Annotated in this window: 23 protein-coding genes; 11 read left to right on the top strand and 12 right to left on the bottom strand. The window is 71.5% G+C overall.

Annotation, left to right across the window (positions count from 1 at the left end; all coding sequences use genetic code 11):
* Nucleotides 1-57: 57 nt before the first annotated feature.
* Nucleotides 58-1,503, bottom strand: coding sequence for an argininosuccinate synthase (gene argG / locus ABZ441_RS27145; RefSeq protein WP_358978820.1), 1,446 nt, complete (start codon nucleotides 1,501-1,503; stop codon nucleotides 58-60).
* A gap of 156 nt (nucleotides 1,504-1,659) precedes the next feature.
* On the opposite strand from argG, the gene ABZ441_RS27140 reads away from it, so the two are divergent.
* From ABZ441_RS27140 to ABZ441_RS27130, 3 genes are read left to right on the top strand one after another with little or no spacing between them, the layout of a single operon-like run.
* The gene (locus ABZ441_RS27140; protein WP_358978818.1) at nucleotides 1,660-3,132 is read left to right on the top strand and encodes an MFS transporter; all 1,473 of its coding nucleotides are present in this window, start codon (nucleotides 1,660-1,662) and stop codon (nucleotides 3,130-3,132) included.
* The gene (locus ABZ441_RS27135; protein ID WP_358978816.1) at nucleotides 3,129-3,728 is read left to right on the top strand and encodes a TetR family transcriptional regulator; all 600 of its coding nucleotides are present in this window, start codon (nucleotides 3,129-3,131) and stop codon (nucleotides 3,726-3,728) included. Before ABZ441_RS27140 ends, ABZ441_RS27135 begins: the two co-directional genes overlap by 4 nt.
* 49 nt (nucleotides 3,729-3,777) lie before the next feature.
* Nucleotides 3,778-4,308: a hypothetical protein gene (locus ABZ441_RS27130; protein ID WP_358978813.1), complete on the top strand. Its 531-nt coding sequence runs from the start codon at nucleotides 3,778-3,780 to the stop codon at nucleotides 4,306-4,308.
* A gap of 12 nt (nucleotides 4,309-4,320) precedes the next feature.
* Here ABZ441_RS27130 and ABZ441_RS27125 read toward each other — a convergent pair whose 3' ends face one another.
* Entirely contained in the window at nucleotides 4,321-5,100 is a 780-nt protein-coding gene (locus ABZ441_RS27125) for a DeoR/GlpR family DNA-binding transcription regulator (RefSeq protein ID WP_205020088.1), read from the bottom strand.
* Between the two features lie 27 nt (nucleotides 5,101-5,127).
* The gene (locus tag ABZ441_RS27120; RefSeq protein ID WP_358978810.1) at nucleotides 5,128-5,970 is read right to left on the bottom strand and encodes a class II fructose-bisphosphate aldolase; all 843 of its coding nucleotides are present in this window, start codon (nucleotides 5,968-5,970) and stop codon (nucleotides 5,128-5,130) included.
* Between the two features lie 234 nt (nucleotides 5,971-6,204).
* Here ABZ441_RS27120 and ABZ441_RS27115 point away from each other — a divergent pair, with 234 nt between their 5' ends.
* Complete coding sequence (locus tag ABZ441_RS27115; protein WP_358978808.1) at nucleotides 6,205-6,684, top strand: GNAT family N-acetyltransferase; 480 nt, start codon at nucleotides 6,205-6,207, stop codon at nucleotides 6,682-6,684.
* Between the two features lie 162 nt (nucleotides 6,685-6,846).
* Nucleotides 6,847-7,785: a Ku protein gene (locus ABZ441_RS27110; protein ID WP_358978806.1), complete on the top strand. Its 939-nt coding sequence runs from the start codon at nucleotides 6,847-6,849 to the stop codon at nucleotides 7,783-7,785.
* A gap of 42 nt (nucleotides 7,786-7,827) precedes the next feature.
* Here the strand turns inward: ABZ441_RS27110 and ABZ441_RS27105 are convergent, their stop codons facing one another.
* Both ABZ441_RS27105 and ABZ441_RS27100 read right to left on the bottom strand, forming a co-directional pair.
* A complete protein-coding gene (locus tag ABZ441_RS27105) occupies nucleotides 7,828-8,790 on the bottom strand; it encodes an ATP-dependent DNA ligase (RefSeq protein WP_358978804.1) in 963 nt (320 codons plus the stop codon).
* Between the two features lie 48 nt (nucleotides 8,791-8,838).
* On the bottom strand, nucleotides 8,839-9,432 hold the full coding sequence (locus tag ABZ441_RS27100; RefSeq protein ID WP_358978802.1) for a dihydrofolate reductase family protein: 594 nt from the start codon (nucleotides 9,430-9,432) through the stop codon (nucleotides 8,839-8,841).
* Between the two features lie 194 nt (nucleotides 9,433-9,626).
* On the opposite strand from ABZ441_RS27100, the gene ABZ441_RS27095 reads away from it, so the two are divergent.
* Nucleotides 9,627-10,262, top strand: a complete 636-nt coding sequence (locus ABZ441_RS27095) for a hypothetical protein (RefSeq protein WP_358978800.1) — start codon at nucleotides 9,627-9,629, stop codon at nucleotides 10,260-10,262.
* 169 nt (nucleotides 10,263-10,431) lie between these two features.
* On the opposite strand, the gene ABZ441_RS27090 is transcribed toward ABZ441_RS27095, so the two are convergent.
* The 3 genes from ABZ441_RS27090 to ABZ441_RS27080 form a co-directional block, all read right to left on the bottom strand.
* Nucleotides 10,432-11,049, bottom strand: coding sequence for an ankyrin repeat domain-containing protein (locus tag ABZ441_RS27090; RefSeq protein WP_358978798.1), 618 nt, complete (start codon nucleotides 11,047-11,049; stop codon nucleotides 10,432-10,434).
* Between the two features lie 94 nt (nucleotides 11,050-11,143).
* Nucleotides 11,144-12,823 (bottom strand): cellulase family glycosylhydrolase, encoded by a 1,680-nt coding sequence (locus tag ABZ441_RS27085; RefSeq protein ID WP_358978796.1) that lies wholly within the window; start codon nucleotides 12,821-12,823, stop codon nucleotides 11,144-11,146.
* A 384-nt stretch (nucleotides 12,824-13,207) separates the two neighbouring features.
* The gene (locus tag ABZ441_RS27080) at nucleotides 13,208-13,900 is read right to left on the bottom strand and encodes a hypothetical protein (RefSeq protein ID WP_358978794.1); all 693 of its coding nucleotides are present in this window, start codon (nucleotides 13,898-13,900) and stop codon (nucleotides 13,208-13,210) included.
* Between the two features lie 319 nt (nucleotides 13,901-14,219).
* Between ABZ441_RS27080 and aac(3) the strand changes: the two genes are divergently transcribed.
* The gene (gene aac(3) / locus ABZ441_RS27075; protein WP_358978793.1) at nucleotides 14,220-15,089 is read left to right on the top strand and encodes an aminoglycoside 3-N-acetyltransferase; all 870 of its coding nucleotides are present in this window, start codon (nucleotides 14,220-14,222) and stop codon (nucleotides 15,087-15,089) included.
* A gap of 19 nt (nucleotides 15,090-15,108) precedes the next feature.
* Here aac(3) and ABZ441_RS27070 read toward each other — a convergent pair whose 3' ends face one another.
* Both ABZ441_RS27070 and catA read right to left on the bottom strand, forming a co-directional pair.
* Nucleotides 15,109-15,975, bottom strand: coding sequence for an AraC family transcriptional regulator (locus tag ABZ441_RS27070; RefSeq protein ID WP_358978791.1), 867 nt, complete (start codon nucleotides 15,973-15,975; stop codon nucleotides 15,109-15,111).
* Between the two features lie 345 nt (nucleotides 15,976-16,320).
* Nucleotides 16,321-16,989 carry a type A chloramphenicol O-acetyltransferase gene (gene catA, locus ABZ441_RS27065; protein ID WP_358978789.1) on the bottom strand — a complete coding sequence of 223 codons (669 nt, stop codon included), beginning with the start codon at nucleotides 16,987-16,989 and terminating at the stop codon, nucleotides 16,321-16,323.
* Nucleotides 16,990-17,242: 253 nt separating this feature from the next.
* Between catA and ABZ441_RS27060 the strand changes: the two genes are divergently transcribed.
* Nucleotides 17,243-17,797: a M23 family metallopeptidase gene (locus tag ABZ441_RS27060; RefSeq protein WP_358978787.1), complete on the top strand. Its 555-nt coding sequence runs from the start codon at nucleotides 17,243-17,245 to the stop codon at nucleotides 17,795-17,797.
* Between the two features lie 27 nt (nucleotides 17,798-17,824).
* On the opposite strand, the gene ABZ441_RS27055 is transcribed toward ABZ441_RS27060, so the two are convergent.
* Together ABZ441_RS27055 and ABZ441_RS27050 are read right to left on the bottom strand one after the other, a co-directional pair.
* Nucleotides 17,825-18,919 (bottom strand): MarR family transcriptional regulator, encoded by a 1,095-nt coding sequence (locus tag ABZ441_RS27055; protein ID WP_358978785.1) that lies wholly within the window; start codon nucleotides 18,917-18,919, stop codon nucleotides 17,825-17,827.
* 518 nt (nucleotides 18,920-19,437) lie between these two features.
* Nucleotides 19,438-21,648 (bottom strand): AAA family ATPase, encoded by a 2,211-nt coding sequence (locus ABZ441_RS27050; RefSeq protein ID WP_358978783.1) that lies wholly within the window; start codon nucleotides 21,646-21,648, stop codon nucleotides 19,438-19,440.
* A 368-nt stretch (nucleotides 21,649-22,016) separates the two neighbouring features.
* On the opposite strand from ABZ441_RS27050, the gene ABZ441_RS27045 reads away from it, so the two are divergent.
* The 3 genes from ABZ441_RS27045 (at nucleotide 22,017) to ABZ441_RS27035 (ending at nucleotide 24,422) form a co-directional block, all read left to right on the top strand.
* Entirely contained in the window at nucleotides 22,017-22,526 is a 510-nt protein-coding gene (locus ABZ441_RS27045; protein ID WP_358978829.1) for a DUF1707 domain-containing protein, read from the top strand.
* A gap of 160 nt (nucleotides 22,527-22,686) precedes the next feature.
* Complete coding sequence (locus ABZ441_RS27040) at nucleotides 22,687-23,613, top strand: ABC transporter ATP-binding protein (protein WP_358978781.1); 927 nt, start codon at nucleotides 22,687-22,689, stop codon at nucleotides 23,611-23,613.
* Nucleotides 23,610-24,422, top strand: coding sequence for an ABC transporter permease (locus ABZ441_RS27035; RefSeq protein ID WP_358978778.1), 813 nt, complete (start codon nucleotides 23,610-23,612; stop codon nucleotides 24,420-24,422). Before ABZ441_RS27040 ends, ABZ441_RS27035 begins: the two co-directional genes overlap by 4 nt.
* Nucleotides 24,423-24,456 lie beyond the last annotated feature (34 nt).

The raw sequence follows: 24,456 nt of genomic DNA, 5'->3' as shown, positions 1-24,456 counted from the left end.
CGCCCCCCGGCTGATCAGCCGGTCCAGGCAGACCCCTGTCCTCGGTGCGGACGTCCGTCAGTCGGTGCCGAACTCCATCGCGGCGCGGTCCAGCAGCTCGTCGTCGCCCGAGACCTCGCCGCGCGAGGCGATCGCCTGGGCGCCGCCTTCCGGCATGGCACCGATCAGGCCGGTCGCCGCTGCCTGCGCGGCGCCGATGGCGGGCTGGGCCGTGCCGACGAGGCCGAGACCGGCGAACTGCTCCAGCCGGGCGCGCGAGTCGGCGATGTCGAGGTTGCGCATGGTGAGCTGGCCGATACGGTCCACCGGGCCGAACGCCGAGTCCTCGGTGCGCTCCATCGACAGCTTGTCCGGGTGGTAGCTGAACGCGGGGCCGGTGGTGTTCAGGATCGAGTAGTCCTCACCGCGCCGCAGCCGCAGTGTCACCTCGCCGGTGACGGCCGAGCCGACCCAGCGCTGCAGCGACTCGCGGACCATCAGCGCCTGCGGGTCCAGCCAGCGGCCCTCGTACATCAGCCGCCCGAGGCGCCGGCCCTCGTTGTGGTAGTGGGCGAGGGTGTCCTCGTTGTGGATCGCGTTGACGAGGCGCTCGTACGCGGCGTGCAGGAGCGCCAGGCCCGGCGCCTCGTAGATGCCGCGGCTCTTCGCCTCGATGATGCGGTTCTCGATCTGGTCCGACATGCCCAGGCCGTGGCGGCCGCCGATCGCGTTGGCCTCCATCACCAGGTCGACCGGGGTGTCGAACGGCTTGCCGTTGATCGTCACGGGGCGGCCCTGGTCGAAGCCGATGGTGACGTCCTCGGGGACGATCTCGACCGACGGGTCCCAGAACCGGACGCCCATGATCGGGTCGACGGTCTCCACGCCCGTGTCGAGGTGCTCCAGGGTCTTCGCCTCGTGGGTGGCGCCCCAGATGTTGGCGTCGGTGGAGTACGCCTTCTCGGTGCTGTCGCGGTAGGGCAGCCCGTGGGCCACCAGCCACTCCGACATCTCCTTGCGGCCGCCCAGCTCGGTGACGAAGTCGGCGTCGAGCCACGGCTTGTAGATGCGCAGGTGGGGGTTGGCCAGGAGGCCGTAGCGGTAGAACCGCTCGATGTCGTTGCCCTTGAACGTGGAGCCGTCGCCCCAGATCTGCACGTTGTCCTCGAGCATCGCCCGGACCAGCAGGGTCCCGGTGACGGCGCGGCCCAGCGGCGTGGTGTTGAAGTAGGCGCGGCCGCCCGAGCGGATGTGGAACGCGCCGCAGGCGAGCGCTGCCAGGCCCTCCTCGACCAGCGCCGCCCGGCAGTCGACGAGGCGCGCGATCTCGGCGCCGTAGGCCTTGGCACGTCCGGGCACCGAGGCGATGTCGGGCTCGTCGTACTGGCCGATGTCGGCGGTGTAGGTGCACGGGACGGCACCCTTGTCGCGCATCCAAGCGACCGCGACCGAGGTGTCGAGTCCGCCGGAGAAGGCGATGCCGACGCGCTCGCCGGAGGGCAGGGAGGTGAGGACCTTAGACATAGGAAGAGTATGCACTCGCTCGCATGTATATGCAAATGCCGTCACGGGAGGGGTGCGCCATGGGATTCGGACTCCAGGGGCGCAGGGGGTGTACAAGCGTTTACTCTGTGGGGTGAACGCTTGTGCACCCCACCTTCTCCCGCGTACGGAGCCCCGATGACCGCACCCGCACCGGCCGCCGCCCCGCACCACCCCCGCCTCGCCACAGGCGTCCTCGCCTTCTGCGGAGTCGTGGTCGCGATCATGCAGACGATCGTCGTCCCACTGCTCCCGCACATACCGGACCTCACCGGCGCCACCCCCGAGGCCGCCAGCTGGCTGGTCACCGTCACCCTCCTCACCGGTGCGGTGTTCACCCCCGTCCTCGGCCGGGTCGGCGACATGTACGGCAAGCGGCGGGTCCTCATCGTCTCCCTCGGTGTCCTCGTCGTGGGCTCCGTCCTGTGCGCCGTCAGTTCCCAGATCGGCGTGCTGATCGCCGGCCGCGCCCTCCAGGGCGCGGCCATCGCCGTCGTGCCGCTCGGCATCAGCATCCTGCGCGACGAACTGCCGCCCGAGCGGGTGCTGTCCGCGGTCGCGCTGATGAGCTCCTCGATGGGCATCGGTGCGGCGGTGGGCCTGCCGATCGCGGCCGTGGTCATCCAGAACTTCGAGTGGCACACCATGTTCTGGGTCTCCGCGGCGATCGGGCTCCTCGACATCGTCCTGGTGCTCCGCTGCGTACCGGAGTCCGCGATCCGCTCCCGCGGCCGCTTCGACGCGCTCGGCGCGTTCGGCCTCACGGCGACGCTGGTCTGCCTGCTGCTCGCCGTCACCCAGGGCGGCGCCTGGGGCTGGACCTCGGTGCGCACGCTCGGTCTCTTCGTCACCTCGGTCGTGATCGCGCTGGTCTGGGGGGCGTACGAACTCCGGGTGCGGACCCCCATGGTCGATCTGCGGGTGTCGGCACGCCCCGCCGTGCTGCTCACCAACATCTCGGCCCTGCTGATCGGCTTTGCCTTCTACGCCAACTCCCTGGTCACCGGCCAGATGGTGCAGGAGCCGACGGCCACCGGCTACGGGCTCGGCGCCTCCATCGTCGTCAGCGGGCTGTGCCTGCTGCCGGGCGGCGTCGCGATGGTGCTGCTCTCGCCCGTGTCGGCCCGTATCTCCGGCAGGCACGGCCCCAGGACCAGCCTCGCGCTCGCCTCCGGGATCATCGCCGTCGGCTACGTGGTGCGGTACTTCACCAGCCACAGCCTCTGGACGATCATCGCGGGCGCGACCGTCGTGGCGGCCGGCACGGCGATCGCGTACTCCGCGCTCCCGGCGCTGGTGATGCGCGGCGTCCCCGTCGGCGAGACGGGAGCCGCCAACGGCCTGAACACCCTGATGCGTTCGATCGGTCAGGCGTTCTGCAGCGCCACGGTGGCCGCTGTACTCGCCAACATGACGTTCCTGGCCGCCGGACGCCCGGCTCCGACGCTGGGCGCCTACCAGCTGGTCTTCCTCATCGCCGCGGGTGCGGCGCTGCTCGCCCTCGCGGTGACGCTGTGCCTCCCCTCCGAACACGCCGGCACGGGTACGGTCGGGGGGAGACGCAGGAGCAGCGGCCGTACGCGGACGATGCCGATCCAGGAGGGCGCTTGACCGCCAGAGCCACCGCAGCGACGGCACCCGAGGCAGGGGCGGCCGTCGCGACTCCCGGTGCGTCCGCCACGGGCAGGGACGCGATCCTCCTCGCCGCACGCCGGGCCTTCACGCAGCGCCCGTACGCGGAGGTGACGATCCGGGGCATCGCCGCCGACGCGGGCGTCAGCGCCTCCCTCGTGGTCAAGCACTTCGGCCGCAAGGAGCAACTTTTCAACACGGTCGCCGACTTCGGGCCGGCCGCCGAGGAGCTCTTCGACGCCCCGCTCGACCGCCTCGGCCGCCACATGGTGCTGACGCTCGTACGCCGGCGCAGGGAACAGAAGGGCGACCCTCTGCTGCGGGTCGTCTTCTCGCTCGGGAACCACGACGAACGCTCCCTGCTCCGCGACCGCTTCCACGAGCAGGTGACCGAACGTCTGACGGCCCGCCTCCCCGGCCGCGAACCCGCCCTGCGCGCCGAGCTGATCGCCGGCCAGCTCATCGGCCTGGGCGCCACCCTGAGCCTCCACCGCGAGGGAGCCGGCTCCCAGGCGACGCCGGAGCACCTCGCGGACCTGTACGCCCCCGCGCTGCAGACTCTGGTGGCGGGCTGACCCGCCGGTGGCGATAAGGTCTGGTCCAAAACGACGAGGGGGCCTCCTGATGATCCGTACCGGCCTGCGCGCGGCGATACCGGCCGTGGTTCTGGGGGCGTTCCTGGTGGGCTGCAGCGCGGCGACCACCAGCGACGGGCCCGGCGGTGACTTCCCGAAGGCGGACCCGTCCGCGGCGGTGGCGGCCGAGGGCGCGGCCGAAGCCAAGACCCTGATGCCCACGCCGCCACCGACGCCCACGCTCATCGTCCAGGAGGACCCGAACGCGCCGGAGACGGTCCGCGACGCCTTCGCGGGACTCCAGGGGACGCTGGGCGACAACTGCACTCCCGGGGACGGGAGCTGCGACTACTTCCTGGGCCGGGTCGAGGACGAACTGAACCAGCTGGACGAGGCGATGAAGGCGGACAAGAAGGGCCCCGCCCACTTCAAGGAGCCCATCGCCTGGATCGGCACCCTGCGTACGACGCTGGACGGTGACGTCTCCACGCCCAACCTGGAGAAGCACCGGACCGAGCTGATCGGCACCCGGGACCGCATCAACACCTGGATGCAGGACCACCCGGAGGACTACCGCTGACCGGCGGCCCCTTCACACCCGCAGGACGTCGATCCCCAGAGCGGTGAACTCCTCGACGACGTCCTCGGGCGCGTCCTTGTCCGTGACGAGGACCGACACCGCGCCGGTCTCGCAGACCTGGGCGAAGGCCCGGCGGCCGAGCTTGGAGGAGTCGGCCACCACGACGACCGTGCCCGCGCACTCGGCGAGGGCCCGGTTGGCACCGGCCTCGGACTCGTCGTGCGTGGCCGCGCCGAAGCGCGGGTGCACGGCGTCCACGCCGAGGATCGTGTAGTCCAGGGCGAGGGTGCGCAGGACGGAGTCGACCAGGGGGCCGACGAGTTCGTACGAGTTCGGCCTGGCGACCCCGCCGGTGACGACGATCTTCACCTGGGGGCGGACCGCCAGTTCGTTGGCGATGTTGATCGCGTTGGTCACCACGGTCAGCGCCACGCCCCCGCCCGAGGGCTCCGGCCGCAGGGCGAGTTCCCTGGCCACCTCGGAGGTCGTCGTGCCGCCGTTGAGGCCGACGGTGGAACCCGCCGGGATCAGCTCGGCCGCGGCCTTCGCGATGCGCTGCTTCTCGTCGGCCCGGCGGGCCGCCTTGTAGCGGAGCGGAAGGTCGTAGGCGACGGCGCTCACCACCGCGCCGCCCCGGGTGCGGGTCAGCAGGTTCTGCCGGGCGAGCTCGTCCAGGTCGCGGCGGACGGTGGCGGCGGAACAGCCGAGCCGCTCGGCGGCGTCGAGTACGTCGAGGTGCCCCTGGTCGCTGAGTATCTCCAGCAGCCTGGTCCATCGTGTGTGTGCCGCCACCCGGCCCTCCTTGCTCGCAGGGAAACCCTATCGCCCGGGCCCGGCCAGGACGCCCAGCAGGCGCGCCACCTCGGCGGACACCGCGTCGCGGGCCGGCCCGAGGTAGGCGCGTGGGTCGGCTGCCTCGGCGTGGGTGTCCAGGTAGGCGCGGACGGCGCCGGTGAACAGCTTGTTCAGGTGCGTGGAGATGTTGACCTTCGTCATGCCGGCGCCGACCGCAGCCGTCAGGCCGGCGTCCCCGACGCCCGAGGAGCCGTGCAGGACGAGCGGGACGCCCACGGCGTCACGCAGCCGGGAGATGAGCGCGAAGTCGAGGACGGCGTCGCGGGTCAGCATCGCGTGCGAGCTGCCGACGGCCACGGCGAGCGCGTCGACCGCCGTGGCCTCGACGAACGCGCGTGCCTCGTCCGGATCGGTGCGCACCCCCGGGGCGTGTGCACCGTCCTTGCCGCCGATCTCGCCGAGTTCCGCCTCCACCCAGACCCCGTGGCTGTGGCAGTACGCGGTGATCTCGCGGGTCGCGGCGACGTTGTCGGCGTAGGGGAGCGCCGACCCGTCGAACATGACGGAGGTGAAGCCGAGGCGTACGGCCTCCCGGACCAGGTCCGCCGACTCCGCGTGGTCGAGGTGAACGGCCACCGGCACACGCGCCGCCCGCGCGACGGCGAGCGAGGCGAGTCCGATGGGTTCGAGGCCGCGGTGGTAGCGGGCGGTGTTCTCACTGACCTGCAGGATCACCGGCAGCCTGGCGGCTTCCGCCCCGCTCGCGATGGCCTGCGCGTGTTCGATCTGCACGACGTTGAAGGCCCCGACGCCGGTCGAGTCGGTCCGTGCGCCGTGCGTGATGTCACCGGTGGATATGAGCGGCATGGGCTTCCTTCGCGGGTGCGGGTTGCGTGAACCCCAGGCGAGAAATGCTCGAAGTTGCTCATTTATAGCTTGCTTGAAGCAGATTGGAAAAGCGTGTCATCGTCCGCACGGCCCTCATCGGCGCCGACGGTCCGACCGGCGGCTTCTTCGACGCGGCCGGCCCAGCCGCCTGGTGACCCGGGCCGGCTGACTGTTCGATGGCCCGGCGTCCGGGCGTGCCCGTACGGTGCGTCCATGACAGCGCCGCAGCTCCGCCTGGAAGAGGTGACCCCGGACAATGTGCTCGCCGCGTGCCGGCTCACGGTCGCGCCCGCGCAGGAACGGTTCGTCTCCCCGGTCGCACGGTCGCTGGCCGAGGCCTACGCCGATCCCGTGACCGCCTGGCCCCGGCTGGTCTACGACGGTGACCGGCTCGTCGCCTTCGTGATGGCGTTCTTCGACGTACGGTTCGACCCCGCGGACCCCGGGGACCGGCCTCGCTCCGGTCTCTGGCGGCTGGCGGTCGCCGAGGACGAGCAGCGCAAGGGATACGGCCGCTTCGCCGTGGACGCCGTGTGCGAGGAGATCCTGCGGCGCGGGCAGAAGCGGGTGACCGTGACCTGGACGCCGGGGGAGGGCGGCCCCGAGGAGTTCTACCGGCGGCTCGGCTTCCGCAGGACCGGCGAGATGAGCGAGGACGAGGTGGTCGGCGAGATGGACCTGCCGCGCGGGTGACCGGGCCCCGGTGATCCACATGCGGTCCGGGGCCGGGGGCGCGAGGATCGGGGATACGGGCGGTGGCCCGGCCGCGCCAAGGCCCCTCCAGGGCCGGTTCTCCCTTCCAGGCGCTCCGGTCCGCCTCCCGGCCAAGCCACCAGGGGGGTCTGGAGGAACCGGATGCCGAGGCCGCTGTGGGCAGGAGCGATCAGCTTCGGGCTGGTCACGATCCCGGTGAAGGTGGTGTCCGCCACCGAGGACCACGCGGTCTCCTTCCACCAGTACCACCGGGAGGACATGGGCCGGATCCGCACCCGTAAGGTGTGCGAGCTCGACGGCGAGGTCCTCTCGCAGGAAGAGATCGGCAAGGGTTACGAGGTCGCCAAGGACCGGACCGTGCCCGTCACGGACGAGGAACTCGACCGGATGCCGTTGCCGACGGCGAAGGCCATCGAGATCGTCGCGTTCGTCGAGGCCGACAGCGTCGATCCCGTACGGATCAGCGACAGCTACTACCTCGCGGTCGACGGCCAGGTCGCGGCGAAGCCGTACACCCTGCTGCGAAAGGCGCTGGAGCGCAGCGACAAGGTCGCCGTGGCGAAGTTCGCGTGGCACAACCGCGAGCGGCTGGGCCTCCTGCGGGTGCGGGAGGACGCCATCGTGCTGCACTCGATGCGCTGGCCCGACGAGATCCGCAGCCCCGAGTCACTCGCCCCACGGGAGACCGAACTGGACGAGGACGAGATCGAACGCGCCGTGCAGCTCACCGACAGCATGGCCCTGGACGGCATCTCCGGCTTCCGTGACCGCTACCGGGACGCCCTGGAGGAAATGCTCGCGGCCAAGTCCGAGGGCAGGACGGTTCCGGCGGCGCCCGGGGGCGAGGAGGAGCCGGGGAAGGTCATGGACCTCATGGCCGCCCTGAACGCTTCGGTGAAGGCGGCCAAGGAGACGCGGGGCGAGGACGCGACCGTGCACGAGATGACGCCCGGCAAGTCCCGCGCCCGGAAGAAGTCCGCCCCGGCCACGAAGAAGGCGGCCACCAAGACCGGGAAGAAGACGGCGGCCAAGAAGCAGACGTCCGGAAAGACGGCCGCGAAGAAGCGGACCGCCTCCTGACCCGGATTCCCCGTCCGCCTCTGCCGCCGTCGTTCCACCAGGTCACCCGACGTCGTCCGGAGCGAGGTCGGGCCGCAGCCGGTGCCAGGAGGGGTGCCGCAGCCGCCCCGCCTTCGTCCGGGTCGAGTACCGCACCTCGCCGACCAGTCGCGGCAGTACCCAACGGGCACCGGCGACCGGTGGCGTTTCGTCGAAGGGGCATGTGTCGATGCCGGCGACGCCGAGCAGCTCGGCGAGCCTGGTGCGCTCGGCGTCGCTCCACCCCGTGCCCACGCTGCCCGCATAGCGCAGGCCGCCACCCGGTGCACGTTCGCCGACCAGCAGCGCACCGGGCAGGCCGCCCAGCCGGCCACGTCCGGGTACCCAGCCGCCGACGATCACGTCCGCCGTGTGCGCGTGGCGGATCTTGATCCACGTACGGGCCCGGACCCCGGGCTCGTAGACCGAGGTCAGCCGCTTGGCGACCAGGCCCTCGAGCCCGGCCTCACGTGTCATGGCCAGGGCCTCCTCACCATGGCCCACGACCACCGCGGGCGTCGACCAGCGCGGCCCGTTCAGCCCGAGCCCCTCCAGCGCCGCCCGCCGCTCAGCGTAGGGAAGCCGTACGAGGCTCCGGTCGCGCAGGAACACGGCGTCGAACAGCACCAGGTGGGCCGGTACCCGCTCCGCCATGCGGGCGGCCTTCGCCGGCGATCCGGAGAGCCCCATCCGCGACTGCAGCCGCTCGAAGTCACTGCGCCCCTGCTCGTCCGCCGCGATGATCTCGCCGTCCAGCACCGCGGGCACGCCGCCGAGCGCGGGCCCGAGGCCCACCAGGTCCGGGTAGGCCGGGGTGATGACGGCCCCGGACCTGGCCAGCAGCTCGAGCGAGCCGTCCCCCGGCAGATAGACCATGGCGCGCTGGCCGTCCTGCTTCACCTCGTACGCCCACTGCTCGTCGACGGCGGCCGGAGGCAGGTGGCCGGGTGTTGCGAGCATGGGAGCGATCCGGGGCAGAGGGGCCATGACGGCAGCCTCTCAGCAGAGGCGCCGCCGGGCCCGCGGACACCACGTCTACGCCTGGTCGGCCGCACGGTAGGTGCACACGTGGACACCGGTGCCGCTGATGACCGTCGACACCAGTTCGAGCGGGCGCAGCGCACCGTCGCCGGGAAAGATCGTCTTACCGCCACCGACGATCACCGGCATGATCATCAGCCGCAGTTCGTCGGCCAGGCCCTCGTGCAGCAGGGTCCGGGCGAGGGTGGCGCTCCCCATGACGAGCAGGTCGCGGCCCCCGGCCGCGCGCAGTTCCCGGATGCGGGCGACGGCCGTGTCGCCCGGGATACGGGTGGTGTTGGACCAGGTCAGCTCGTCGTCCCCCAGGGTGCTGGAGACGACGTGCTTCTGGATGGAGTTCATCCGGTCGGCGAAGGGGTCACCCGCCCGCTCGGGCCACGCCCCGGCCATCGTCTGCCACGTACGCCGTCCGAAGAGCAGGGCATCGGCGTTCTTCAGGGCCGCGTCGAAGGCTCCGCCCACCACCTCGTCGAAGAACGGGTGCGACCAGCCGCCCTGGGTGAACCCGCCCTCGGTGTCCTCCTCGGGCCCGCCGGGCCCCTGCACGACGCCGTCCAGGCTCATGAACTCGCTGATGACGATGCGCACGGTTTCGCTCCTCTTTCGTTCACGGGTGTACGGCCATGAAGACTGCCGCACGCCGGGGGAGTAATCGGTGCTGTGCGCGATCGAGTTGGAGGATCTCAAGCGGGCACACGGTGGCCGTCCGGATCGTCGTACCCGTGTTGCCATGGGGGCTGCTACTCATGCGTCGCGCAATGCCGGCACCTAACGTCACACGCATGTCCAAGACCCGCATACGCAGAGCCCGGTCCTCCGAACGGTCGGTCCGTCATGCCGTCGCATGCCTCGTCGTGGTGGCACTGTCAGCCGCTGCCATGCCGGTCGGAAACTTCGTGTGGAACGGTGCGCCGTATCCCTCCGCCGACCCCGACACGGTCGCGCAACGGCTCAAGGATCGGTCCGACGGCGTGTTCGAAGGTTTCGCCCTGCCCGACAAGTACGCCGCGAGCGCGGGCCGGGTCGATAGCGGCGCTTGTCATCACCGCGGGCTGAGGAGCGTCGCCCACGTGGACGAGGGGCGAAGCGACGTCCGCAGCTTCGGACTCGATTGGAGCGTGCCCGACGTTCCCGAAGACACCGCCCGAGACGCGCAGCAGCGCGTGCGCCGGTGGCTGGTGCGACAGGGGTGGAAACGCACGCACGAGGACAACGTCTCAGGGGTGACCTTCCGCAGGTTGGGCTTTCGATTCGAGGATGCGGAGAGCGGCGACCAGATCGACGTTCAGTGGAACGACTCGACCACGACTCTGTTCATCAGTGTCTACGCCCCCTGCGGGCAGGTCCCCGACGAGTTCGTGGAGTACGGCTGGTCCGAGGCGGACTGGCACCGGAAGGAGTCGGCCGCCGGGATCTGACGGGCCCTCCGCCTTGAGGACAGACGGCGATTCGTCACCTGCCCGGCTGCGTCGGTGAAGCGATTGGGCCGGCATGGGCGGGCGCCCCTGCCGGCCGGAGGAGCAGTCGGCACCTGGTGCCGAAGAGGCGTGGATCCGTGGTTCGCGCCTGCGTCGTGGTGCCGCCCTTTCAGCGCGTGGCTCCCCCCGGGCCACCCGCGGCGCGCAGGGTCTCGATGACGCGCTCGCAGTCCTGCCGGGCGTCCGGGTGGCGCCGGAGCCGCTCGTTCGCGAGGTCCAGCGCCTTGGCTGAAGGGTCCGCGCCCCGGCGGAGCAGTTGACGCACCATGTCCACCGGTCCGAACCACACCGCCCACTCCAGGGTGGTGAGGTCCCTCAGCCGCAGACTGATGTCGGCCCCCCGGTCCAGCAGGAGGTCGACGATCTCGGGGCAGCCCGGGGCGGGCGTCGCGGCGGCCAGGAGCGGGAACCCGATCCGGCACCGGGTGTCCGGATGTGCGCCGGCGTCGAGCAGGTCACGCGCGATCTCCGTCCTGCTGTGCATCGCCGCCTGGGTCAGGGGCGTCAGTTCCCCGTATTCGCCGACCTGTTGCTCGGGATCGGCGCCGGCCTCCAGGAGCAGGCGGACCAGAGCGCCGTGGCCGTGGCGGACCGACAGGTCGAGTGCCGTGCGTCCGCCTCCGTGGGTGTCGACCGGAACGCCTTCACCCAGCAGCCGGACCACCACGCCCGCGTCGCCTGCCTCGGCCGCCCGGGCCATCTGTTCCGCCTTGCCGTCGCTCCGCATTCGAGGATCATGACGGACCCCCGGGGACCGGGAAAGGGGGATCCGCCGGCCGGCAGGGGAGAGCGCCCCCGCCGGCCGGCGAAACGGGCCGTGATCAGGCCGTCGTGCAGGTGTTGCCGCTGAGCGTGAAGGCGGTCGGGGCCGTGTTGGCCGCACCCTTGGTCCCGGTGAAGCCGACCGTGACCGTCCCGTTCGCGGCGATCGCCGCCGTGTACGCGGCGGGCGCGACGCTGACGGTGGCGCCGCTCTGCGTGGGGGTCCCGCCCCACATGTTGGACACCGTCTGGCCGTTGGCGAAGGCGAAGCCGAGGTTCCAGCCGTTGATGGCGGTGGTGCCGGTGTTGCGGATGGTGATCTCGCCCTGGAACCCGCCGGGCCAGTCGCCCACCACCCGGTAGCCGACGGAGCAGCCGACGCCCGGAGTGGGCCCGCTCTCGTCGGTGGTGACGTTCACCGTGGCGGACCGGGCCGAGCGGTTGCCGGCGGCGTCGCGGGCGTAGACGGCGAAGACGTACGCCGTGTCCGCGGTGAGGGCGGTCAGGGTGACGCCGTTGCCGGTGGAGGAGGCGACGGTCGTCTCGGTGCCGCCGTTGACGCGGACGACGTCGTAACCGGCGATGGCAACGTTGTCGGTCGCCGCGGTCCAGGACAGGGTGGCGGAGGTGGCCGTCACCGCGGAGGCGGTCGGGGTGCCGGGGGCGGTCGGGGCCTGCGTGTCGTCCGGATTGCCGCCACCGCCGAAGACCGTGGCCTCCTCGGAGGTCTGGGCGATGCCGTTCGCTCCGTGGAAGATGCGCTCGCCCCAGGAGCTCAGCCGGCTCGGGTCGAAGTCGATGGCCAGGTCGAGGACCGGGTCGGTGTTGCCGCTCCAGGACCACGCCAGGTAGCCGAGGCCGAGCTGTTCGGCGGTGGCCATCATGGTGTCCTCGTCCGGGTCGCCCCACTGGTCGGCGGGCCCGCCGAACTCGCCGATGAGGATGGGCAGTCCGGCGTCGACGAAGGCGTTCAGGTAGTCGGTGACCGCCTGGGCCGTGTTGTAGACGCTGTACATGTGGATCGAGAAGATCAGGTTGCCCGTGGTGTCGGCGTCGTACACGGCCTGGGCGTTGGCGCGCATGACGCCCTGCCAGTCCTGGCCCCAGTTGGGCGCGTCCACCATGATCGTGTGGGCGAATCCCGCGCCGCGCAGCTTCTGCACGGCGGCGGTCGTCGGCGCGGTCCAGCCCGCGGGGTCGGTGTTGCCCCAGGGCTCGTTGCCGATGTTGATGACGACGTAGTCCTCCTGGCCCGCGAGGACGTCCTTGAGGCTGATCCAGTAGTCGGCGGCGTGGTCGAGCGTGCCCGCTGCCGCGTCCTCTCCGTAGCCGGTGGTGTCGTGTACCTCCAGCACGCAGATCAGCCGGTTGGTCTTGCAGTCGTCGATGATGCCCGCGACCTCGGCGGGGCCGTTCCGTGTCCAGCGGTGGCCGTCGGAGAGGACGACACGGACGGTGTTCGCGCCGAAGGCCTTGATCTCGGCCAGCGACTGCGTCTCGCCCGGGTACCAGGTGTGCGCGTGGTTGACGCCGCGCATGACGAAGTCGTTGCCATTGCCCTCCAGCAGACGGCCGTCGCTGATGTGCAGGCCGGTCGCCGCGGCCTCGGCCTGCGCGGGCCGGGCCTGGGCGGCGGCCGGAGCGAGCGCGCCCAGCAGGACGACGCCGAGGAGGGCGGACAGACCCTTCATCAGGACGGTTAAGGGGCTCTTCCGTGCCGTACTCGTTGCTGATCTCACTGCGACTCCAGGAGGTGGGGGCCAGGATGCGTACGTGCGTGGGCGGAGATGTGGGAGCGCTCCCATAAAGCCATCTCGGCAGGGGCACGTCAAGGCATCGCGCACACTTCGGCGCTCAGTCCGGAGGAGGACCCGCAGGACCCCGCCGCCGTGCCCGCGCAACGAGGCTCGCGGGTGCGGTGGCGTCCAGCCGGAAGGAGCGGCGGGTGACTCCGTCGTCCGGTTCCGCGTCGCGGTGGGAGTGCGCCACCATCCGGGCCGTGTGCTCCAGCGCGCCGACGGGGTTCGGCTGCGGCGTCGGCGCCGAAGAAACCGGCGACCGGCACCGCGCGCCGGTCGGACCCGGAGGGCGGGCGCGGAGCCGCCCGCCCCGTCTCCGCCTCGTCAGGCATTGGTGGTGCAGATCGCGTTGTACGGACGGCCGGGGCTCGGGAAGAGCTCGATGGGGTTGTCCGCGTCCGCCGGGCACTCCTTGGCGGTCTTGGTCAGGGCGAGGACCTTGTTCCCGCCGCTCGCGCAGGGCACTTCCTTCGCCTGGTCGTCCACGCAGTCGCCCACGACGAGCTGGCCGCCGCCCGCGCCGGCGTCGCCGGGGTGGTCGTCCGAGAGGTTACGGCCGCAGACGGTCTTGCTGGGGATGCCGGCGCTCGTCGCGTTCCCGCCGAAGGAGACCTTCACCGAGATGATCTCGTCGGTCCCGGCAGGGCACTCGACGGCGCCGGCGAAGATCTCGCCGTCCTTGACCTCGAGCGCCTTGATCGTGGCCTTCGGGTCGTCGCAGTCGAGGGCCTGGTAGCCGTCCTTCGACTCGCTCGTGTCAGGTCCGGCGCAGTCGCCGACCTTCCAGTCCTTGGCCTGCTGGCCGCCACCGCCGCTCGACGAACCGCCGCGGCTCTTCGACGAACCGCTGCCGCTGTCCGAGAACGGCCCGCACGCCGTCGTCGCCCCGAGCGCGAGGGTGAGCACGAGGACGCCCTTCGCGCAGTTCCGGAGAGCCGTACGAGTGCCGCGTGGTGACGGGGAAACGGTTCTGCCGGGGCGGCTGTTCCAGGGTCCGGTGCTGCCGGTGACGGTCATGCTGCTCCTTGGATACACGGTGTCTCCCGCACGGCGCCCGCTGTATCCGTACGGTGGTTCGGGCGTGAGGACGGCCGAAGCACGCGATGCGGTTCCCGGAGTCTGTGCTTTGTCTGTGAACGGCGCGGAACAGGAACGGGCCTGCGGCGTCGCCGTTCGTTCGCGGCTCCGGCACGGGGCACCCGCCGAGTGGTCCCGCAAGCCGGTGCCCCGGGCCCCGCCGCGGCGGACGCGGTACGGGAAGCTCCACGACCGCGCCGCCGGCCACCTGACCGTCGGCCACCTGACCGTCGGCCGCGCGAGCGGTAGCGTCGCCTCCATGGACGAACCACGCCCGGATCAGGCCGCCTTGCTCGCCCGCGCCGACGGCCCCGTCACCCGGAGCCGGCTCGTCCGCGACCTGCGCGCGCTGGGTCTCGCCGAGGGCGACACCGTGATGTTCCATACGCGGATGTCCGCCCTCGGATACGTGGTCGGAGGCCCCCCGACCCTCATCCGCGCCCTGTGCGAGGCCGTGGGGGAGCGGGGGACCTTGATGGTGACCTGCGGCTGGAACGACGCGCTGCCGTACGACTTCTCCGACTGGCCGCGCCCCTGGCAGGACGCCGTACGGGCCGAACCCTTCGGGTACGACACGGTGCTGAGCGAGGCCGACCACGACAACGGCCGTCTTCCGGAGGCGTTGCGCCGGTGGCCCGGCGCCGTCCGCAGTCGGCACCCCGACGTCAGCGTGGCCGCGCTGGGCGCGGCGGCCACCGAGCTGACGGCCGACCACCCGTGGGACGATCCGCACGGCCCCGGCAGCCCGCTCGCCCGGCTCGTCGCCCTGGGCGGCAGGGTGCTGATGCTGGGCGCGCCCCCGGAGACCCTCACCCTGCTCCACCACGCGGAAGCCCTGTCCGACGTACCGGGCAAGCGCTTCGTGGAGTACGAGCAGCCGGTGCTGGAAGGCGGGCGACAGGTCTGGCGCCGTTTCCGTGACATCGACTCCTCGACGGGTGCCTTCGACTACTCCGCCGTCACGCCTGCCGGCCAGGACTCGTTCGAGACGATCGTCCGGGACATGCTGGCCACCGGCGCCGGTCGCCGGGGCAGGGTCGGCGCCGCCGACAGCTTGCTCTTCGAGGCCGGTGAGGTCGTGGAGTTCGGCCTCGCCTGGATCGGGGAGAAGCTGGGCGGCGCCCGGTAGCCCCGGACCGGCATACCCCTCAGGCGATGGACCGCTCCACGGGGATCCACAGCTCCGCGTCCGCCTGTGTGCCCTCCTCGGACAGCCGCACGCTCAGGATCTCGGGCCCCGGCCTGCTTTCGTACGGGTTCGACGGGAACCACTGCGTGAATACGTCCCGCCACAGGTACTGGAGGGACTGCGGGAACGGGCCGGAGTTCTCGAAGACGGCCCACCGGCCGGCCGGGACGTGCAGGGCGTCCATGTCCTCGGGTACCTCGGCGCCGGTCACCACCCCGTGGTAGTAGTCGAGTTCGGTCCCCTCCGCGCGGCTCGGGTCGAGCTGGTCGCTGACCCCGACGATCCCGGCCGGCTCCTGGTCGGCGAGTGCGGTGATGCTGCGCATCACGTCGGGGCCGATGCTCCGGATGAAGTCGGCGATCGCAGGGTTCGCCCCTTCATGGACGAGCGGTACGCGGGCCTTCCTGCCGACCACCCGGAAGTCGGCCTTGTCCACGATCCTGTATCGCATGGTGCTGGTCCCTTCGACGACGAGGCGGAAGGACATCCGTTGCTGGGAGTGCAGCGCCGCACCTGTGCGCCTGGCCTCACCCGGACCCACGCCGTGCACGGCGCGGAACGCGCGGGCGAACGCCTCGCCCGATCCGTAGCCGTAGCGCGTGGCGATGTCGAGCAGCGTCCGTTCACCGGCGAGCACCTCGGCGCCCGCCACGGTCAGCCGCCTGCGCCGGACGTACTCCGACAGCGGGAGGCCCGCCAGTGCGGAGAACATGCGCCGGAAGTGGTACTCCGACGTCATCGCGACGCGGGCCAGGCCCGCCACGTCGAGCGGCTGGTCGAGGTGGGACTCGATGTGCTCCATGGCCTGGTTGAGCCGTTCCAGCATTCCGGACCCCTTCCCTTTCGCTTCCTCACGTTAGGAAGGCCCCACCCTGCCGGACCCGACATCCTGTGCCCGATGCGGTGGGGTCGGCCCGGTCCGCGTAGCCGCGCGGCGGGATCCTCATCCCGGAGGATGACCGGGCTCCCCGCCTCGTGCGGCCGCACCAGGCCGAAGTGCCGGTAGGCGCACGACGCCGTGGACGCCCCGTTTCGCGAGTCCACCCGCGCCGCGCCCGTACGGCGGCTGACAGGGCCTCGGGCGCGGTGTCCTGACCGGGCGCGCCGCACGGGGCGGCAGGCGCCGACGGAAGGAAGTCCGGCGAGGAAGTCCGGGCGGGAGCAGTTCAGTTCAGGACTTCGGGCTCTCCTCCAGCCAGGTCGGATCCGTGACGAGGGCCTGTAGCTCGTTGACGAGCCGCGCCGAGTGGAACCCGTCTGCGGCGGCGTGGTTCACCTGCAGCGCGAGAGGGAGCAGGACCCGGCCGTCCCGCTCGGTGTACCGGCCGAGCGTGAAGATGGGCGCGAGATGGTCCCATCCGTCGCCGATGTTGAGGTTGAACCCGGTGAAGGACGCCCACGGCAGGCTCGACACGTCGAACGTGTTGGCCGGCGGTGCCCCCTGCGGGAAGAAGTCGGTGGCGCTGCCGTGCTCCGCGAGCAGGGGGGCGGCGGCGTCGTGGAATGCGCCGAAGTCGGGATCGTAGGGTGCCCACACGCACGCGAACGTCTCGCGTTCCGGGTTGAAGACCGTGAAGGCCGGGTGCACGACGGGCCACACGGCCGGCTCACCCGACGCGGTGAGGCACATCCTGAACTCGTCGTGACGGTTGACGATCGTGGAGAGTGCCCAGACCTGCGCGATGTAGGACTTGCGCCGCGATCCACCCAGTTCCGCGGTGAACGCGGTGACGTCGACCTCCACCGTCATCGAGTACGTGCACGGAACGAGTCGCCGGTAGTGCTCGAAGTGCTGTCGGCGTGGCCACGTGGCCAGGTCGATCGGGGCAGGGGTGTCCATCCGCTCATGATGTCAGCCGTCGGCGACCGGGGCCGGCCGGTTCTGCCATGCCCCCAGGGGGCCCGCCGTGTCCGGGTCAAGGGTCCTCCGGCCCAGTAGGGGACCCAATCCGAGGTAGGGGGTGAGCCGGCGGTGGGCCCCGGCCGGGTCCTGCGGCCCTTGTAGGGGCGGCGGTCGGGGCCGGATCCTTGCACTCCTCCGCCCCCGACGGGATGCGGAGTCCGGTGCTCGTGACACACGAACGGAGACTCGTATGGGCGGGAAGAAGAGGGTCCTGCGCCGCGTGGCGGTAGGGGCGAGCGCGTTGTTGACCGCGGTGGGCATCACGGTCACGGGGGCGTCCCCGGCGGCTGCCGTGGACTACTACTACGAGCTGCCGTACCCGGCGGGGGAGGCCTACACGGTCACCCAGGGGCCGGAGGGGACGTATTCGCACACCGGCCCCTACAACGAGTACGCCTGGGACTTCGGGCTCCCGGCCAACTACGAGGTGTCCGCCGCGCAAGGGGGCACCATCGTCATCTCGAACTGGTCGCCGTACTGGGAGAACGGCATCGAGGTGATCATCAGGCACTCGAACGGGCAGTGCACCCACTACGCCCACCTGAACCAGTCGTTCTACGAGCCTGGCGACTGGGTCCCGCAGGGCCGGGTCGTCGGCTACTCGGGCAGCACCGGCAACTCCACGGCACCGCACCTGCACTTCCAGGTGATCGACTGCAACAGTCGCGTGGGCCTGCCCGCCACGCTCCAGGGGTGGACGCCGTACACCGGGACACGCCCCGTCAGCGTGAACTCCTACGCCTGACCCGGCGAGGCGGTGAAGTCTCCCTGATCAGGGGGACTTGAGCAGGTCCCTGAGGCCGGCGGCGAGCGTACGGACATCCCGCTCGCCGGGCAGGCCGAGGGGCGTCCCGGGTGCGGCACCCTCCGCAGGCTGCCGGCACGGTCGGCACAGGCCGTCGGGCAGGGCCTCCGGGCGACCCGGGGTGCCGCATCCGGTGCACTCCAGCATCACGCGGCGCACCGGCGCGCCCGGTGCGGGCGGCGTCGGGGCCGTGGGTACGTGCGGTGGGATCTTGTCGGTGAGGCGGCGGCGTACGAAGCCGACGGGGGAGTCGACCCGGGCGGGGAGTCCGGCGGTGAGGGCCTGGGTGAGGTAGTCCGTGTCCACGCCGCGCGCGAGCCATTCGGCAGCCAGGGCCTCCAGAACCGCGCAGTCGGCGGCGGACAGGGGCAGCCGGGAGTCGACGCGGCCGAGCTGCGCCAACGCGAGGTAGGCGGGGGAGGCGGCACCGGGAGCCGGAGTCCGCTGCTGGGGCACGACGGGAGCGGCAGGCGCGAGGGGCACAGGAGCGACTTGCACGGGCACGACGGGCGCGGGCGCGGCGGGTGTGGTCGCTGCCGGGGGCGCCGGAGGTGCTGCGGGTGAGGGTACGGCGGGCTCCGGAGGCATGTGCGGCGCAGGAACCTCCGTGCGGCCGGGGGGCTGCACGGAGGCCGCCGCCGGGGTGACCTCGGTGACGGCAGCCGGGGCGCCCTCGGTGGCGGCCCACCACTCGTTGTCGCGCGCCGTACGCGACCAGAACGTCCGCGAGACCCAGCGGACCTGCCCCAGCTCACCGACGAGGCACCGTACGCGCCGCAGGTATCCGGCGGTTGCGAGCGCCTTCAGGGCCGAGCCGACGGCCTGCTGGCCGTACAGCGGCAGCTGCTTGGCGAGGCTCTTGACGTCCATCGAGGCGCCGTCGGGGAGCTGGTCGATGAACCCGGCGATGTACCGCTCGCGGGCGGGGAGCAGGGAGAAGTCGTCTGCACTGCGCGGGAGTTGTCCGGGCATGGAGCGCTTGCCGTAACCGGGCCTGGCCATCGGGTACGGGCGCGAGGATGCGGGGGCGCGCAGGGCGGAGTTACTGTGCTGGGTAGCCACGGGATCGGTTCCTTCGATCTTGCGGTCAGACCCCGGCCTGGTGCACCAACACCGTGTCGGGGTCGTTCGGTTCTCGCACCGTAAGCAGTCGCCACGCTCCGCCGCAAGTCGGTCACGATTAGTCATACTTGCTGGCCGTGACGGGTCAGGGAGGTCGGGGAGGTTTTCCCAAACCCCCTTCTTTCCCTACCGGGTGAAGACATCGCTCGAATCCCGGCCCTCGGATCCCGACGCCCGGATCCCGAGGCTCGAGCGTCGGGCGGAAGCCTTGATTCCGGACCCCGGAAGAGTGAACAGGCCCGTTCCGACGCTCGAATCCCGGGACCCGAGCTCCGGGTCCCGAGCCTTGAGCTCCGGGTCCCGCGCCCGCTGTACGGACCGGGTTCTCAGCTGGAGGGGCGCTTCCTCCGGAGAGAAGACCTGGCGTCCCGACCAGGCATGGGGCCACCTCTGCGACTGACCGCCGACCACGTCCGTCCCGCACCGGAAGGCGCGGGACGGACATGGTCCCGGGCTGCTCAGCACAGCGACGCGGGGAGCTCCTCCCGGTGCACGACGCCCAGGCGCTGCGTGGCACGGGTCAGCGCCACGTACAGGTCACTCGCTCCGAAGCGGCCGGGTTCCACGACCAGGACGTGGTCGAACTCCAGCCCCTTGGCCTCACGCGGGCCGAGCAGCACCACGGGTCGGGTGAGGTCGGGTTCGGCACCCGGCGTGATCCCGTCGAGCGGAGCCGCGATCTCCTCGTGCAGCTCTTGCGGCGCGATCACCGCGAGGCGCCCCTCCTCGGGCGTCAGCTCCTCGACGGCCCGTGACACGGCGCCCGCCAGATCGGCGCCGGCATCCCGCGTCCACGGGATCTCGCCGGTGGACCGGACCGACCCGGGCGGCTCGAACGACGGGTCCTGGGCCCGTACGACCTTCGCCGCCAGGTCCATGATCTCGGCGGGCGTGCGGTAGTTGACGCCCAGCCGGACATGGTCGAAGCGGTCGCCGACGTACGGCTCCAGGATCTTCTCCCACGAGCCGACACCCGCCTCCTCCGACGTCTGCGCCGGGTCACCGACGAGGGTCAGCGAACGGGTCGGCGACCTGCGCATCAGCAGCCGCCAGGCCATCGGGGACAGCTCCTGCGCCTCGTCGACGATGATGTGCCCGAACGCCCACGTCCGGTCGGCGGCCGCACGCTCGGCAGCGCTGCGGTGATCGGCCTCCTCCTGGCGCTCCGCCATCCGCTCGGCGTCGATGATGTCGTGGGCGGCCAGGAACTCGGACTCCTCGTCCTCGAACTCGTACGACTCCGAGCCCCGGGACAGCTCCAGCACACCCTGCGCATAGGCGACCCGCTCCTGCCGCTCGGCCTCGGCGGCGGCCCGCTCGGCGCTGTCGTCGGACCCCAGCAGCTCGGCCGCCTCGTCGAGGAGCGGCACGTCGGCCGGGGTCCACTCCCCGTTGCCGGGAGCACGCCTGATGGCGCCGGCGTCCTCCTCCGGCAGGTACACCGGCTCCGTCAGATAGTCGGTGAGGAACTCCTCGGGGGTGAGCACCGGCCACAGGTCCCCGACGGCGGCGTGCACCTGCTCGCTCGCCGCGACGCCCTTGCCGAGCTGGGCGACGTCGTCGGGGCCCAGGAAGTTGGGGCCGCCGTACGGGTCGGCACCGATGCGCTCGGTGAGCTGCCGGGTGAGGGCGTCGATGATGTGGAAGGTGAAGTACGGGCGGGCGAGGTTGTGCGGCAGACGGGTCTCACGGGCCGCCTGCCGGGCCTCGTAGGCGATCTCCCAGTCCAGGACGAGGTCACCGTCGTCGTGCGCGATGATCACCGGCGCGCCGGGCTCGGGCAGCTGCTGCCGGTCGTGTACGGCGAGGGCGAGCGCCTCGGCCATCTCCGCACCGCCCTTGACGGCCGCCGCACGGGGGGTGTCGGTGCCGCGCGCGTGGACACCGGGGAAGAGCTCGGCCTGGGTGGCGAGCATGACGCCGGTCTCGCCGAGGGCGGGCAGCACCTCGCCGATGTAGCGGAGGAAGGCGGGGTTGGGGCCCACGACCAGGACCGCGCGCTTGGCCAGCAGCTCACGGTGCTCGTACAGCAGGAAGGCCGCCCGGTGCAGGGCGACGGCGGTCTTGCCCGTACCGGGGCCGCCCTCGACGACGAGTACGCCACGGTGCGGCGCGCGGATGATGCGGTCCTGCTCCGCCTGGATGGTCCGCACGATGTCGCCCATGCGGCCGGTGCGTGCGGAGCTCAGGGCGGCGAGCAGCACGGCGTCACCGCTCGGGTCCTCGAAGCCGCTGCGCTCGTCGTCCCCCAGGTCGAGGATCTCGTCGTGCAGCTCGGTCACCGTGCGGCCCTCGGTGGTGAGGTGTCTGCGCCGGCGCAGCCCCATCGGCGTGTGCCCGGTGGCGAGATAGAAGGGCCGGGCGACCGGCGCGCGCCAGTCGATCAGAAGGGGCGTGTGTTCGGTGTCGTCCTCACGAATTCCGATACGGCCGATATGGTGCGCGGCACCGTCACGGAGATCGATACGGCCGAAGCACAGCGAGCCGTCCACCGCGTTCAGGGCCGCCAGCAGACCGGAACGCTCGGCGACGAGCACATCACGCTCGTGTCGGGCCTGCAGGCCGTTCCCCACCGGCGTCAACGCGTCCTCGACGTGCTGTGCGGTGACCCCGCGCAGCTCGTCGACACGGTCGTAGAGCCGGTCGATGAATTCCTGCTCCTTTTGCAATTCGACGTTTTCGCGAGTTGACAAAATCGCTCCCTGCCGGATATGGTGTTTCTAGTGGCCCCCTTTGAGGGGCCTTTTCTGTGGGCACACAGAAACACTCAATATACGTGAGGAAATCCCCGGTCCGCAATTTGGGACCGGGGATTTGTCGTGTGCGGCGGACGTCGGTCCCCGCCCCTGCCCGGGCCGGTCGGGCAGGCGCTTCGCCGGACAGTTCGCCGGGCCGTTCGCCGGGCCGGGAGGCTGAGGTCGTGAGGGGGCGCGCTCCCTCTCAACTGGCTGGACCTTCCCAGGGATTGGCGTGTTCGCCCGGTCGGTGCCGGGCTAAAATGCGACAGTGACCTCCGCCGGAAGACTCGCCGTCGCTGATCAGTGAGGGCGACCGCGACACGGCCATGCGGCGCCTCCAGGAGGCGTACGCCGAGGGGCACATCTCGCACCCGACGCTGGACGAGGGCCTCCATCAGGTGCTCACTGCCAGGACGAGCAGTGAGCTCGCGGTGCCTCTGGCCTCGCTTCCGGAGGCGAAGGCTCCCACCACCTCGACGATCGCGGCCGCGTCCGGACGGATCCGGCGGCGCGGCGCATGGCAGGTCCCCCGGGTACTCAAGATCGAGTCCGCATTCGGAAAGCTGAACCTCGACCTTTCCCGGGCGGTGATCGAGCATTCCGTGGTGGACGTCGAATTGCGGCTCGGCACCGGCAGGGCGAGGATCACGGTGCCTCGCGACGCGATCGTCGAGGTCGGGGATCTGCACACCGGATGGAAAGACATCCGCTACCGGCCCCGCCGGCCCTCCCGACCCGTTGGGCCGACCATCCGGATCACCGGGGCCATGGGGTTCGGACGGTTGACGATCCGCCACGCTTGGCGTTGAGGTTCCGCGACGGGTGGCGTCGAGGATCCGTGCGGTGCCGGGGCCGGCCTGGCCCACCCCCTCCCGTGCCGTATGTCATGGCCCCGCATTACAGGTGTCATACGCACCCGATGACAGAGCGCACTGCCCCCGGCCCCGTTTCGCCGGGAGTGTGGAGTGCATGAACCCCGTCATCGAAACCGTCGGACTGAAAAGGAGCTATCGCGACTTCGACGCCGTACGCGGCATCGACTTCACGGTCGCTCGCGGAGAGCTGTTCGCCCTGCTGGGTACGAACGGCGCCGGAAAGACCTCCACCCTCGAACTCCTCGAAGGCCAGGCCACCCCCACCGGCGGATCGGTCCGGGTGCTGGGCCACGATCCGTTCCGCGACCGGTCGGCGGTGCGGCACCGCATCGGCGTGATGCTCCAGGAGGGCGGCTTCCCGCCGGAGCTGACGGTCCTGGAGACCGTACGGATGTGGGCGGGCTGCACCAGCGGCGCCCGGCCCGCCGACGAGGCGCTCGACATGACCAACCTGTCCGACCGCCGCACCGTGCGGGTCAAGCAGCTCTCCGGCGGCGAGCGCCGGCGCCTCGACCTCTCGCTGGCCCTGCTCGGACGCCCCGAGGTGCTGTTCCTCGACGAGCCGACGACAGGCCTGGACGCGCAGTCCCGCCGGGACACCTGGGAACTGATCCGCGAGCTGAAGCGCCAGGGCACGACCGTGCTCCTCACCACGCACTACCTGGAGGAGGCCGAACAGCTCGCCGACCGGCTGGCGATCATGCACCAGGGGCTGATCGCCACCACCGGGCGCGTGGCCGACGTGGTGGCCGAACGGCCCGCCCGGATCAGCTTCCGGCTGCCCCAGGACCACCTCCTCGGTGAGCTCCCCCCGCTTCCGGCCATGGGCGTGACCCGGCACGAGACCGTGGGCGGGACGGTCTGCCTGGAGACCAGGGACCTCCAGCGCACGGCCACCGAACTGCTCACCTGGGCCCACCGCACCGGCGTCACGCTGCACGGCCTCGACGCCCGGTCCGCATCACTGGAAGAGGCCTTCATGGAGATCGCCAAGGGCCTGGACCACGAGGAGACACGATGACGACGACCGCGCCCTCCCGCCCCGTGGACACCGCCCCGCCCGTGCGACGCGGTTCCGTGTCCCGCATGGTCTCCCTCGGCCGCGCCGAACTGACCCTGTTGCTGCGCAGCAGGGCGGCGCTGATCACCGCGCTCCTCGTACCGGCCATCACCACCTTCTCGATGCGCGGCCTGGTCAACGGCCTGGACCTGGACGGCACCGGCCTGTCGATCGCCACCGTCCTCCTGCCCGGCTCGCTCGGCCTGGCGCTGATCTTCTCCGTGTACACGAACCTCGTCGGCGTGTACGTCACCCGCCGCGAGAGCCTCGTGCTCAAGCGGCTGCGCACGGGCGAGGTGCGCGACTGGGAGATCTTCGCCGGCGGAGCACTCCCCGCCCTGCTGCTGGCATACGTACAGTGCGCGCTGCTGGTCATCGGCCTGACGGTCGTCCTGGACGCACCCGCGCCGGCGGCCCCGCACCTGATGGTCCTCGGACTCCTCACCGGCGGCGCGATGCTCGTGGCCGCGAGCGCGCTGACCGCCGCGGTCACCCGGACGGCGGAGAGCGCGCAGCTGACGTTCCTGCCGTTCTGGCTGCTGAGCATGGCCGGCTCCGGGATGTTCGTACCGCGCGAGGTACTGCCCGGCGTGGTGGGCGACATCAGTGCCTGGCTGCCCTTCTCACCGGTGATGGACCTCCTGCGGGGCGGCTGGACGGGCGATCTCGGCGCCGCGGACCAGAGCCGCGCACTGCTCCTCGCCCTGGCCTGGACGGGACTGGCCGCCCTCGGCATCCGGCGGTGGTTCCGCTGGGGTCCGCGCGGCTGACCCCGCCCACGTGGTGCGACGGCCGCCGGACGGG

Origin of the sequence: Streptomyces sp. NPDC005752 (assembly GCF_040630715.1) — a bacterium.
Lineage (GTDB): Bacteria > Actinomycetota > Actinomycetes > Streptomycetales > Streptomycetaceae > Streptomyces.
Note: the sequence above shows the minus strand (reverse complement) of the source record. Positions and strands in the feature narration are given on the sequence as shown.